This window comes from Streptomyces sp. NPDC101118, from assembly GCF_044759445.1.
Taxonomy (GTDB): Bacteria; Actinomycetota; Actinomycetes; order Streptomycetales; family Streptomycetaceae; genus Streptomyces.
On record NZ_JBIVZG010000005.1, the window covers coordinates 83079 to 94945 of the forward strand.

An 11867-nucleotide genomic window follows, 5' to 3' on the forward strand; every position below is an offset into this window, starting at 1 on the left:
GCAGTTGGAGGCTGGGCATGGAGGACCGCGTGCGGCGACTCGCACAGGAGACCGTCGACCACCGTTTCAAGGGGCTGCCCCCGGACGCGGAGGCCGCCGGGCTCACCGTCGGCGAGCTCGCCGCCCAGCACCGCGACCTCTACACCGGCGGGTTCACCACGCCCGTCCTGACGCTCTCGGCCACGGCCCTGGAGCACAACCTCACCGCGCTCGGGACGTACGCGGCCCGGCACGGCCTGGCCTTCGCCCCGCACGGCAAGACCTGCATGGCCCCGCAGCTGTTCGAGCGCCAGCTGGACCACGGCGCCTGGGGCATCACCGCCGCCATGCCCCACCAGGCCCGGGTCTACCGCGCGTTCGGCATCCGGCGGATCTTCCTGGCCAACGAGCTGGTCGACGCGGCCGCCCTGGCCTGGGTGGCCCGCGAGCTCGACGCCGACCCGGACTTCCGCTTCGTCTGCTACGTCGACTCCGTGCGCGGCGTCGAGCTGATGGACGCGGCGCTGCGGGCGGCCGGCGCGGGCCGGCCGGTCGACGTCGTGGTAGAGCTGGGCGCCGGGGACGAGGGCCGCACGGGCGCCCGTACCGAGGCCGACTGCACGGCCGTCGCGGACGCGGTCGCCGCCGCGGACACCCTGCGTCTGGTGGGCGTGGCCGGGTACGAGGCCACCATGCCCGGCGCCGACGCCGGCAGCGTGCGGGCCTGGCTGCGCCGGCTGACCGGGCTGGCCGCCGAGTTCGACAAGGCGGGCCGGTTCGCCGGGACCGGGCTGGCGGAGATCGTCGTCAGCGCGGGCGGCAGCGAGTGGTTCGACGCCGTCGCCGAGGTGTTCGCGGAGGTGCCGGAGCTGTCCCTGCCGGTGCTGCGGCTGCTGCGCTCCGGCGCGTACGTCTCCCACGACCGGGGCTGGTACGAGGGGCTGACCCCCTTCAACCGCGTCCCGGAGGAGGGTGGCCTGCTGCCCGCGTTCCGGCTGTGGACCCAGGTCGTCTCCCGGCCCACGCCCACCCAGGCCTTCGTCAACGCCGGCAAGCGCGACATCGCGTACGACCTCGGGCTCCCGGTGGTCGAAGCGGTGCGCGGGGCCCGCGACGGGGTCGAGCGGCCCGCGCCCGAAGGGACGGCCGTGGTCAAGCTGTCGGACCAGCACGCCTGGCTGGAGACGGCCGCGGAAGAGGACCTGGAGGTCGGCGACTGGGTCGGGCTGGGGATGGCCCACCCGTGCACGATCTTCGAGAAGTGGCCGCTGATCCCGGTGGTGGCGGACGACGGCACGGTCACCGAATTCGTCCGCACCTTCTTCTGAGCCCCGCCCCGGGCCCCACCCCTGAGCCCGACCGCCTCGACCGCCCCGAGCGAAGGAGCCCCCGCCGTGGACCTGGTGGTGCGCGGAGTCCGCGTCGTCGACGGCAGCGGCGGCCCCTCGTACACCGCCGACGTCGGCGTGCACGAGGGGCGGATCGCCGCGATCGGCCGGATCCCCGGCGGCGGGCGGCAGACCCTCGACGGCCACGGGCTCGCCCTGGCCCCGGGCTTCGTCGACATGCACGCGCACAGCGACCTGGCCCTGCTCCGCGACCCCGACCACGGCGCCAAGGCCCTCCAGGGCGTGACCCTGGAGGTGCTGGGCCAGGACGGCCTGTCGTACGCGCCGGTGGACGACCGCACCCTGGGCGAGGTGCGCGGGGCCATCACCGGCTGGAACGGCGACGGTTCGGACGTCGACTTCGACTGGCGGACCGTCGCGGGGTACCTCGACCGCCTCGACCGGGGCTTCGGCGGCGAGGGCATCGCCGTGAACGCCGCCTACCTGGTGCCGCAGGGCACCGTCCGCGCGTACGTGATGGGCTGGGGCGACCGGCCGGCCCGCCCGGACGAGCTGGACCGGATGCGCGGACTCGTCGCCCAGGGCCTGGCGGAGGGCGCGGTCGGCATGTCCTCGGGCCTGACCTACACGCCGGGCATGTACGCGGACGGCGCCGAACTGACCGAGCTGTGCCGGGTGGTGGCGGAGTACGGCGGCTACTACTGCCCGCACCACCGCTCGTACGGGCGCGGCGCACTGGCGGCGTACGAGGAGATGGTGGCGCTCGCGCAGGAGGCGGGCTGCGCCCTGCACCTGGCGCACGCCACCATGAACTTCGCCGAGAACGCGGGCCGGGCGGGCGAGTTGCTCGCCCTGCTGGACCGGGCCCTGGCCGCCGGCGCCGACCTCACGCTGGACACCTATCCCTACACCCCGGGCTGCACGACCCTGGTGGCGCTGCTGCCGGGCTGGGCGAACGAGGGCGGCCCGGAGGCGGTGCTGGCGCGGCTGCGGGACGACGCGACCGCGGCGCGGATCCGGCACGCCATGGAGGTGGAGGGCTCGGACGGGTGCCACGGGGTGCCGGTGGACTGGTCGTCGGTCGAGGTCTCCGGGGTGTCGGACCCGGTGCTGGCCGGGTACGTGGGGCGGCGCCTGGACGGCTGGGAGACGGCCCGGCGGCTGCTGCTCGGCGACCGGCTGGGGCCGACCGTGCTCCAGCACGTGGGCCACGAGGAGAACGTACGGGCCATCATGCGCCACCGCGCACACACCGGAGGCTCCGACGGCATCCTCCAGGGCGCCAAGCCGCACCCCCGCGCCCACGGGACCTTCCCGCACTACCTGGGCCGGTACGTGCGCGAACTCGGCGTGCTCTCGCTGGAGGAGTGCGTGGCGCACCTCGCCGGCCGCCCGGCGGCCCGGCTGCGCCTGTCCGACCGGGGACTGGTCCGCGAGGGGTACCGGGCGGACCTGGTGCTGTTCGACCCGGAGACGGTGGCGGCGGGCGCGACCTTCGCCGCGCCGCGGACCCCGCCGGCCGGGATCCCGTACGTGCTGGTCGACGGGCGCTTCACGGTGCGGGACGGGCGGCGGACGGACGTGCTGGCGGGGCGCGCGGTCCGGCGCGGGGACTGATCCGGGCGCCCCGGGCGGATCACCGGGAACCCCGCGTAATCGAACGTGTGCGGCCTACGATGGCGGCATGCTCGCCTTCGTCCCCGCTGTCCTGCTTTTCGCCGCTTTCTGCCTGAGCGTCCGCGAGGACCGGCGCCGCTTCCGCAACGCGGTGCTGCTCGGCCTGACCTTCATCACGCTGTCCCTGGCGCTGCTGGCCCAGATCCGCCACCTCCCGTACGTCGCGGCGGAGATCATCCTGCTGACCGTCTTCGCCGTGCCCGCGCTCGGCACGGTCGCGCTCGGCGTCTTCCTGGTCGCCAACGGGATGACGATGGTCCGCAAGGAGGGCCGCAGTCCGGCCAACCTGCTGTCCCTGATGGCGGGCGTGGGCATCTTCTGCATGATCGGGCTGCTGGTGGCCGTCGGCACGGAGGGGTCGCCGGTGCTGGACGGGATCGTCGGCACGCTGGTGATGCTGGTCGCCTACGTCTCGTTCATCTTCCTGTGCTTCCTCGGGTACGCCTACCTCTACGGCCGGATCCGGGTGCGCGGCGACGTGGACTTCGTGGTGATGCTGGGCTCCGGGCTGACCGGCGGCGAGCGCGTCCCGCCGCTGCTGGCCTCGCGGCTGGAGAAGGGGCGCGAGATCTACGCCGCCCAGGTGGCCCGCGGCGGGCCGGCGCCGCTGCTGCTGACCTCGGGCGGGCAGGGGCCGGACGAGAAGCTGCCGGAGGCGCGGGCGATGGCCGGCTGGCTGCGGGAGCGGGGCGTGCCGGAGGAGCACCTGCGGACGGAGGACCGGTCCCGCACGACGGACGAGAACATGCGGTTCAGCCGGGAGCTGATGCGGGCGGAGGACCCGACGTACCGCTGCGTGGTCGTCACCAACAACTTCCACGCCTTCCGGGCCGCCATGACGGCCCGTCGGGCGGGGGTCAACGGTCAGGTGCTGGGGTCCCCGACGGCCCGCTACTTCTGGCCGAGCGCCACCATCCGCGAGTTCGTGGCGGTCTTCTGGGAGCACCGGGCCGTCAACCTCACCATCAGCGCCCTGATCGTCGCCTTCGGGGCGCTGGCCACGGCCAACGCCCTCTGACGCCCTCCGGGACCGTCCCCCGGGCGCCTCACGCGCCCAGGGCGTCGACGATCGCGTCCGTGGCGGCGACCCGGCCGATGCGGGGGAAGATCTTCGTGAAGGTGTGCGCGTGGGAGGCGGCGTCCAGGTCGGTGGTCGCGTCCTCGGCGAAGACCAGCCGGTAGCCCAGCTCCCAGGCGCTGCGCGCGGTGGACTCCACGCCGATCGAGGTGGAGATGCCGGCGAGCACGATCCGGTCGACGCCCCGGCGGCGGAGCTGGAGGTCCAGCTCGGTTCCGGTGAAGGCGCCCCAGTGGCGCTTGGTGACCACGATGTCGTTCTCGGTGCCGGGGCCGCCGGTCAGCTCCGCGGGGAGGACGGAGAACTCCGGCGGGGGCGCGACGGGCGGGAAGTTCCGTGCGTCCGTGTCGTCGACGGGCAGGTCACCGCCGTCGGGGTGGAAGGCCACCTTCACCAGCACCACGGGCAGCCCGCGGGCGCGGAAGGCCCCGGCGAGCCGGATGCCGCGGGCCAGCACCTCGCCGCTGGGGCGGGCGGTCTCGCGGGCGAGGATGCCCTGCTGGAGGTCGACCAGCACGAGCGCGGTCCGGTCGGCGAGGTTCTTCAGCTCGGTCATGTGGGCTCCATGGCGTCGGGGGGGGGCGGGGGTGCGTACGTACCGCGCGGGGCGTGCGTCAGTCTTCGGCGAGGCGCCGCAGGAGTACGACGGCCTCCGCCAGGGTGCGCCGCTCCTCCGGGTCCAGCCGCTCGGCGATCAGCTCGGCGAGCCGGTGGCGGCCGGCCTCGTGCCGCTCGCGCAGCCAGGTGCGGCCCGCGTCGGTGAGGCCGACCAGCTGCCGGCGGCCGTCGGTGGGGTGGGGGGTGCGCGCCACCAGCCCGAGGGCCTCCAGCGCGCCGACCGTCGCGAGGAGGGACTGGGGGCGGACGGCCTCGGCGCGGGCCAGGTCGGCCGACGTGGCCGGGCCGGCGCGGTCCAGCCGCTTGAGGACGGAGGTCTGGGACAGCGTGACCCCGCTGCCGGAGGCGGCGGCCCGCAGGTGTCTGACGAGCCGCGCGACGGCGATCCGGAGCTCCTCCGCCGTCTCGTCTGGCTGCGGGTCGAGCGGACGCACGGATGGAACATAACGGGCAAACAGCAAAACTGACAAGGCTGCCTGTCGACATCGACCCGCCAGGGCCCCCCGCACGCCCCCGCGCGCAGCAGCGTGACGAGCGCAACACCCGGGCGGCGGGCGGCGACCGGAGGGGTGGGATCCACAGGCCCGGACCGGGCCGCGGGCAGGAATCCAAAGGGGCCGGAGCCGGGGAACCTTACGAAGGGGGAAATCGGACAAATCACCGGACGGGCGGGTGACGAAAAGGGCCAGCGGGCCGCCCGCGCGGCCCCGTAGTCTCCTGTGTATGCAGGTGATCCAGTCGACGAAGCTCGCGAACGTCTGTTACGAGATCCGGGGCCCTGTGCTCGAAGAGGCGATGCGGCTTGAAGCAGCAGGTCATCGCATCCTCAAGCTCAACACCGGAAACCCGGCGGCGTTCGGTTTCGAGTGCCCTCCCGAGATCCTCGAGGACATGCTCCGCAACCTGGGCAACGCCCACGGCTACGGGGACGCGAAGGGCCTCCTCTCGGCACGCCGCGCCGTGATGCAGCACTACCAGACCAAGGGCATCGAGCTGGACGTCGAGGACATCTACCTCGGCAACGGCGTCTCCGAGCTGATCCAGATGTCGATGCAGGCACTGCTGGACGACGGCGACGAGGTGCTCGTACCGGCGCCGGACTACCCGCTGTGGACGGCCTCGGTCTCCCTCGCCGGCGGCACCGCCGTGCACTACCGCTGCGACGAGCAGTCCGACTGGATGCCGGACCTCGCCGACATCGAGCGCAAGGTCACCGACCGCACCCGCGCGATCGTGATCATCAACCCGAACAACCCCACGGGTGCGGTCTACGACGAGGAGATGCTGCGCGGCCTCACGGACATCGCCCGCCGCCACAACCTGATCGTCTGCTCCGACGAGATCTACGACCGGATCCTGTACGACGGCGCCACGCACACCAACACCGCCGCCATCGCGCCGGACCTGCTCACCCTGACCTTCAACGGCCTCTCGAAGAACTACCGCGTCGCCGGCTACCGCGCCGGCTGGATGGCGGTCTGCGGCCCGAAGAAGAACGCGGCCTCGTACATCGAGGGCCTGACCATCCTCGCCAACATGCGGCTGTGCGCGAACATGCCCTCGCAGCACGCCGTGGCGACGGCCCTGGGCGGGCGGCAGTCGATCGAGGACCTGGTGCTGCCCGGCGGGCGGCTGCTGGAGCAGAGGGACACGGCGTACGAGCTGCTCACGCAGATCCCGGGCATCAGCTGCGTGAAGCCCAAGGGTGCGCTCTACCTCTTCCCGAGGCTGGACCCGGCCGTCTACAAGATCAAGGACGACCGGCAGATGGTCCTCGACCTGCTCAGGGCCGAGAAGATCATGGTCGTGCACGGTACGGGCTTCAACTGGCCCGAGCCGGACCACTTCCGGATCGTCACCCTGCCGAACGCCAAGGACCTCGGCGACGCGGTGACCAGGATCGGGAACTTCCTCGACGGCTACGGCCAGCCGTGACGCACTTCGGGCCCCGCACCTCCTGTCGCACAGCAGGGGGAGCGGGGCCCGGGTCCTCGTCCGACGCGGATCCCATCTGACACACATCCTGGACCCAGCTCTACTTTAGAACCATTCCAATGTAGGATGGCCTCCTGACCACGCCAGGAGGCCATCCCCATGTACGAGCCGATCCGCACCAAGTCGGTCCACCGCATGCCCGGCCGCCCCGACTACCCCCACCGCAGCCGCGGTGAGGAGCTGGACATCCAGCTCGCCGGGCACCTGGCCGCCCTCCTCGCCGTGACCGACGAGCTCGGCCTGGACGAGGCGGCCGAGGAGATCGCGGGCCAGGTGGCCCGCCTCCGGGGCACCCCGCCGGCCCGGCACGCCGGACTCTCCGACACCGACGCCGAGGCCCTGCACCACCGCGCCCACGACCTCGCCGCCCGCGCGCTGGTCGTCGCCGCGTCCCGTGCCGACACCGCCGCCGCGATCCTGGCCGCCACGCGCATGGACGCCCACACCGCCGCCCTCAAGCCGGCCGCGGCCCACTGACGGCCCCGGTCCGGGGCCGGGGAGGCTCCGGACCGGGTGCCACGACCTTCCGGTACGCGCTCGGCCCGCTCGGGCCCGCGCGGCAGCCGCTCAGCCCGCGTAGCAGCGGCGCAGCCAGCGCTCGCGACCGCTGCCCGCCGGGGTGAAGCCCACGCGCCGGTGCAGCACCCGGTAGTTGTCGAAGGCCAGGAAGTCCCCGGCACCCAGCAGCAGGCTCTCGTACGGGGCCGACTCCAGCGCGTCGGAGAACCGCGCCAGCACGTCGAACGCCTCCGGCACCGCCGCCGTGGTGGTCCCGCGGTCGAAGCGGATCCGCGGCAGCCCGCCCTCGGCCCCGGCCGGCTCCAGCAGCGGGACGGACCGCAGCGCCTGGCGGTCGCCGCCCTCCCCCGCGCGCACCGAGTCCGGCGCGGCCACCTCGAACCAGGCCCGGCCGAGGTCCTCGCGCAGCCCCTCGTCCATCGCCTCCAGCGCGTACGGCAGGGGCATGACGTCCGTGGGGACCTGCTCCTCGTTGCGGATGCCGCAGAAGGTCAGGAAGCGCGGCACGTACCGGCGCGGGTCGCAGCCGGGGGCTCCGAAGCCCAGGTGGGGGTTGTCGGTGTGCCAGAAGAACTCCTGGTCGGCGCCCCAGGAGCTGGTGGTGCCGGCCGCCGCGGGGTTGGGGACGACGTTCCGCAGCAGGTGCCCGGCGTTCTCGTACCCGACCGCGAACGGCGCGATGCCCATCAGCTGGAGCATGCCCAGGTGCAGGGCGTTGACCACGGACAGGTCGCGCTCGGCGGCCCAGCCGCTGGTGGGCGAGGCGGGCCAGCGCTCCTGCTGCGGCAGGTTGCGCACCACGATCAGGCAGGAGCCGGAGCGCGGGAAGCCGGCCACCTCGGCCAGCGCCTCCGGGGACAGCGCGCCGATCAGGGCCTCGGCGCCGATCCGGCCGAGGATGACGGTCTCCAGGTCCGGGTCGAGCCCGTCCGGCGGGAGGTTGGCGAGGATGCTGCGGTGGGCCCGCTCCGACTCGGCGTCGGTGAGGGCGAGCTGGACGACGGGCGGTACTGCGGTGCTGAGCACGGTGATATCTGCTCCTTGAGAGGGTGTCCCCGCGAAGGGACCTGCTTTCTTTCGGCGCGCGTCAGACGACGTAGCGCAGGATCAGGGAGGCGAAGAGGACGCTGAGCGAGGCGACGAGGGTGGCGCGGACCACCTTGGCCCCGCCGCGCAGGGTGGCCTTGCTGCCGACCCAGTTGCCCGCGATGTTCGCCAGCAGCATCGGGATGCCGATCAGCCACAGGATGTGGCCGGAGATGACGAAGGCGACGAGCGCGCCCACGTTGGACGCGAGGTTGAAGACCTTCGCGGTCGCCGAGGACTCCACCAGGCCCACCCGTAGCAGCAGGTGGAAGCCGAGGATCAGCATGGAGCCGGTGCCGGGGCCGAAGAAGCCGTCGTAGAAGCCGATGCCGAAGCAGAGCAGCGGCACCCACAGCCACAGGGTGAGGCCGTGCAGTTCGGCGAGGGTCTCGGCGTGCTTGTTGCGCTTGGGCAGCAGGGTCAGCAGCAGTCCGACCGGGATCAGGAAGGTGATCAGCTTGCCGATGGTGTCGGCGTCGAAGAGCAGGATGACCTTGGCTCCGACGTACGCGCCGACGAGCGCGAAGACCACGCCCGCGCCGACCAGCTTCCAGATGACCTTCTTGCTGCGGGCGAAGTTCCACAGGGCGGCCACGGTGCCGACCGTGGACACGTACTTCTCGGTGCCCAGGGCGAGTTGGGGCGCGTAGCCGGCGAACAGCACCGCCGGTACGAGGATCAGGGCGCCGCCGCCGGCGATCGAGTCGATGAATCCGGCGACGAAGGCCGCCGCGGTGAGGAGTCCGATCTCCACGGGCTCAGGCCTCTCTGTGAATCTTGTGCTGGGCCGCCTGGGCCCGGGGACGGACGACGAGCAGGTCGACGTTGACGTGCGGGGGGCGGGTCAGGGACCACACGACGGTGTCGGCCACGTCCTCGGCGAGCAGCGGCTCGGCCACGCCCTGGTAGACGGCGGCGGCCTTGGCCTCGTCGCCGCGGAAGCGGTTGACGGCGAACTCGTCGGTCCTGACCATCCCGGGGGCGATCTCGACCACGCGCACCGGGCGGCCGCACAGCTCCAGGCGGAGCGTGGCGGCCAGGGCGTGGGCGCCGGCCTTGGCGGCGACGTAACCGCCGCCGCCCTCGTAGGCGGTGAAGGCCGCAGTGGAGGACAGCACCAGGACCGTGCCGCGGCCGCTCGCCTCCAGGGCGGGCAGCAGGGCCTGGGTCAGCCGGAGCGTGCCGAGGACGTTGACCTCGTACATCGCGCGCCAGTCGGCCGGGTCGGCGTCGGCGACGCTCTCGGCGCCGACCGCTCCGCCCGCGTTGTTGACCAGGTCGTCGACCGGGCCGACGTGTTCGGCGAAGGCGCGTACGGCGGCTGCGTCGGTGATGTCGAGCGGGTACACCTCGGCGCTGCCCCCGGACGCGGCGGTGCCGTCGGCCGCCTGGATCTCCTTGGCCACGCGCTCCAGGAGCTCGGCGCGGCGGCCGGTCAGGACCACGTGGTGGCCGGCCGCGGCCAGGGCGCGGGCCGTGGCGGCCCCGATGCCGCTGCCGGCACCGGTGACGACGCTGACGCGGCGGGCGGGGGCGCCGGCGTCCGTGGGGGTGGGTGTGGGGGTCAAGTGAGTGTCCTCCTGAGTGCGGTTCCTTCGTGCCCGGCGGCCGGTCGTGGGGCGTGCCGGGGCATGGCGGCCCGGTCCTGCGGCGCGTGGGGCCGTCAGGACTGCCGTCGGTGGTGCGGGTGGTGCGGCGCGGATGGCGCGCGGGTGCCGTGCAGCCGGACCGGTACGGGTCCGGGCGGCGCGGGTGGTGAGCGGTGAGCGGTGGTGCGGCGCGGGGCGCGGGCGGTGCGGGTGGCGCACGGGTCGCGTGGGGCGCGGGCGGTACGGGGCGCGGGTACGGCGCGCGGGGTGGGGCGGTGGGGCCGGGTGGTGCGTCGTACGGGTGGTGCGGTCGAGCGGGATGGCGCCGACGGCCCTGGACCAAGTGGCCCGGGAGCGGCGGGAGTTACCAGGTCATGTCGTCCGTGCCGGCGCCGGCGGCCGGGGCGGTGACGGTCTGGCCCGGCTGCGCGGTGGTGCCGGCCGCGGCCGCGAGCGGCGCCGCGACGACCAGCGAGCCGGCGGCGAGGGCGACGGCGGCCGCGACGGAGGCGGAGGAGGGCAGCAGAGCGGAGAGGCGCATAAGTTCTCAGTCCTTGAGGGCGAGTGGGAGCCGGTGCCGGGACGACCGGAAGCCCGGCCGGGCGGCGCCGCTCCCTGGTCGGCGCTTTCAAGGAGATCTTGTCCCGGCCACAGGAGCTGGGAAAGGGAGTTCCATCGGCCAGGTTCGGCCATGGCTGGACACGGCCATGACGAGATGGCAGTCCGCATCCTGGACATCGGGGCCCTCGCCGCCGCCCGCATATTGGACCGAACCAATCACGGTGGGCATTCAGAGGCTCACATAGTTATGATCCCGCGCGGTGGGGACGGCCAGGGGGGACGGGCCACCGCGGGGGGTTTCTGACCATGCAGAAGGAAGAGTTCGACTTCACCCATGAGGTGTTCCGGCAGCTGATCGCCGCGCCCGGCAGACCGCTCGCCGCACTCCGCGCCGAGCTGCTCCTCTCCGAGGCGGAACTCGCCGCGGCGCTGGCCGGGCTGACCCAGTGCGGGCTGGTCCACCGGCACGCCGTGACCGGGGAGCCCCTGCCGGTCACCCCGGAGGCCGCCCTCGCCCGGCTCTTCGAGCAGGAGCAGCAGTACAACGCCGAGCGGACGGCCCGGCTCCAGCAGCTCCAGACCACCCTCGCGGCCATCGACGCGCGGCTGACCTCCGCGCCCGGTCTGGCCGAGCCCGCACTCGGCTCGGGCAGCGAGCTGATCGTGGGCGAGGCCGAGATCGGCGCCTCCCTGGAGAGTGCCACCGCCCGGGCCCGCAAGGAGATCCTCTCCATGCACCCGGGCCGCCCCCGCAGCCCGGCGCAGCTCGCCGACGGCATGCGGCGCAACCACGAACTCCTCGACCGGGGCGTGGGCATGCGGACGCTCCAGCTGGACGCGATGCTGCGGGTCCCGCACGGCCGCGCCCACCTGCGGGCGCTGGAGGAGGCCGGAGCGGAGGTGCGGATCGCGCCGGTGCTGCCGTTCCGGCTGATCGTGGTCGACGGGATCCAGGCGTACGCGGCGGCCCCCTCCCCCGACGACCGTCAGGCGGCGGTGCTGATGACCGACCCGCGGGTGGTCGAGGTGCTGTGCCGGGTCTTCGAGCACTTCTGGGTGCACGGGGCCAAGCTGCCGGACAACGAACCGCCGGCGCCCGCCGACGACCCCCTGACGGAACGCGAGCGCGCGCTGCTGCGGATGCTGTTCCAGGGCATGAAGGACGACGCCATCTCCCGTTCCCTGGGCGTCTCGCCGCGCACCCTGCGCCGGCTGCTGACGGACGTGATGGCCAAACTGGACGCCGACAGCCGCTTCCAGGCGGGCGCCCGCGCGATGGCCCGCGGCTGGCTCACGGAGGAGTGAGCCGGGACGGGGCGCGGGCCGGTCCGGGACCGGCGGTGGGCCCCGGACCGAGCCGAGGCACCTGCCCCCTCCCAGCAGGCCCGCGCCGCCCACACGACCCCCACCTGCCGC

12 protein-coding genes are annotated in these 11867 nt (G+C 73.8%); 6 read left to right on the forward strand and 6 right to left on the reverse strand.

Annotated features, from left to right (window positions below; translation table 11 throughout):
* The first annotated feature begins 17 nt into the window (after positions 1 to 17).
* The 3 genes from ACIQUQ_RS11455 (at position 18) to ACIQUQ_RS11465 (ending at position 4023) form a co-directional block, all read left to right on the forward strand.
* Positions 18 to 1307: an alanine racemase gene (locus ACIQUQ_RS11455; RefSeq protein WP_403974026.1), complete on the forward strand. Its 1290-nt coding sequence runs from the start codon at positions 18 to 20 to the stop codon at positions 1305 to 1307.
* Positions 1308 to 1373: 66 nt separating this feature from the next.
* Positions 1374 to 2945: an amidohydrolase family protein gene (locus ACIQUQ_RS11460; RefSeq protein WP_403974029.1), complete on the forward strand. Its 1572-nt coding sequence runs from the start codon at positions 1374 to 1376 to the stop codon at positions 2943 to 2945.
* Between the two features lie 67 nt (positions 2946 to 3012).
* Positions 3013 to 4023, forward strand: a complete 1011-nt coding sequence (locus ACIQUQ_RS11465) for a YdcF family protein (RefSeq protein WP_403974031.1) — start codon at positions 3013 to 3015, stop codon at positions 4021 to 4023.
* A gap of 28 nt (positions 4024 to 4051) precedes the next feature.
* Here the strand turns inward: ACIQUQ_RS11465 and ACIQUQ_RS11470 are convergent, their stop codons facing one another.
* Together ACIQUQ_RS11470 and ACIQUQ_RS11475 are read right to left on the reverse strand one after the other, a co-directional pair.
* Entirely contained in the window at positions 4052 to 4639 is a 588-nt protein-coding gene (locus tag ACIQUQ_RS11470) for an isochorismatase family protein (protein WP_403974033.1), read from the reverse strand.
* Between the two features lie 58 nt (positions 4640 to 4697).
* Positions 4698 to 5135: a MarR family winged helix-turn-helix transcriptional regulator gene (locus tag ACIQUQ_RS11475; protein ID WP_403974035.1), complete on the reverse strand. Its 438-nt coding sequence runs from the start codon at positions 5133 to 5135 to the stop codon at positions 4698 to 4700.
* A gap of 289 nt (positions 5136 to 5424) precedes the next feature.
* Here ACIQUQ_RS11475 and ACIQUQ_RS11480 point away from each other — a divergent pair, with 289 nt between their 5' ends.
* Both ACIQUQ_RS11480 and ACIQUQ_RS11485 read left to right on the forward strand, forming a co-directional pair.
* Entirely contained in the window at positions 5425 to 6636 is a 1212-nt protein-coding gene (locus ACIQUQ_RS11480; protein WP_403974037.1) for a pyridoxal phosphate-dependent aminotransferase, read from the forward strand.
* Between the two features lie 159 nt (positions 6637 to 6795).
* Entirely contained in the window at positions 6796 to 7173 is a 378-nt protein-coding gene (locus ACIQUQ_RS11485; RefSeq protein WP_403974040.1) for a hypothetical protein, read from the forward strand.
* A 90-nt stretch (positions 7174 to 7263) separates the two neighbouring features.
* On the opposite strand, the gene ACIQUQ_RS11490 is transcribed toward ACIQUQ_RS11485, so the two are convergent.
* From ACIQUQ_RS11490 to ACIQUQ_RS11505, 4 genes are all read right to left on the reverse strand, one after another.
* Entirely contained in the window at positions 7264 to 8241 is a 978-nt protein-coding gene (locus ACIQUQ_RS11490) for a TauD/TfdA family dioxygenase (RefSeq protein ID WP_403974042.1), read from the reverse strand.
* Between the two features lie 61 nt (positions 8242 to 8302).
* Entirely contained in the window at positions 8303 to 9055 is a 753-nt protein-coding gene (locus ACIQUQ_RS11495) for a TSUP family transporter (protein WP_403974044.1), read from the reverse strand.
* A gap of 4 nt (positions 9056 to 9059) precedes the next feature.
* Entirely contained in the window at positions 9060 to 9869 is an 810-nt protein-coding gene (locus ACIQUQ_RS11500) for an SDR family NAD(P)-dependent oxidoreductase (protein WP_403974046.1), read from the reverse strand.
* A gap of 385 nt (positions 9870 to 10254) precedes the next feature.
* Positions 10255 to 10431 carry a hypothetical protein gene (locus ACIQUQ_RS11505; protein ID WP_403974048.1) on the reverse strand — a complete coding sequence of 59 codons (177 nt, stop codon included), beginning with the start codon at positions 10429 to 10431 and terminating at the stop codon, positions 10255 to 10257.
* Positions 10432 to 10757: 326 nt separating this feature from the next.
* On the opposite strand from ACIQUQ_RS11505, the gene ACIQUQ_RS11510 reads away from it, so the two are divergent.
* Complete coding sequence (locus tag ACIQUQ_RS11510) at positions 10758 to 11756, forward strand: LuxR C-terminal-related transcriptional regulator (protein WP_403974050.1); 999 nt, start codon at positions 10758 to 10760, stop codon at positions 11754 to 11756.
* Positions 11757 to 11867 lie beyond the last annotated feature (111 nt).

Bases quoted from the DNA above. Each gene is read 5' to 3' on its own strand.
- ACIQUQ_RS11510 (WP_403974050.1), top strand. From the start codon at position 10,758: ATGCAGAAGGAAGAGTTCGACTTCACCCATGAGGTGTTCCGGCAGCTG.
- ACIQUQ_RS11465 (WP_403974031.1), top strand. From the start codon at position 3,013: ATGCTCGCCTTCGTCCCCGCTGTCCTGCTTTTCGCCGCTTTCTGCCTG.
- ACIQUQ_RS11505 (WP_403974048.1), bottom strand. From the start codon at position 10,431: ATGCGCCTCTCCGCTCTGCTGCCCTCCTCCGCCTCCGTCGCGGCCGCC.
- ACIQUQ_RS11470 (WP_403974033.1), bottom strand. From the start codon at position 4,639: ATGACCGAGCTGAAGAACCTCGCCGACCGGACCGCGCTCGTGCTGGTC.
- ACIQUQ_RS11455 (WP_403974026.1), top strand. From the start codon at position 18: ATGGAGGACCGCGTGCGGCGACTCGCACAGGAGACCGTCGACCACCGT.
- ACIQUQ_RS11485 (WP_403974040.1), top strand. From the start codon at position 6,796: ATGTACGAGCCGATCCGCACCAAGTCGGTCCACCGCATGCCCGGCCGC.
- ACIQUQ_RS11480 (WP_403974037.1), top strand. From the start codon at position 5,425: ATGCAGGTGATCCAGTCGACGAAGCTCGCGAACGTCTGTTACGAGATC.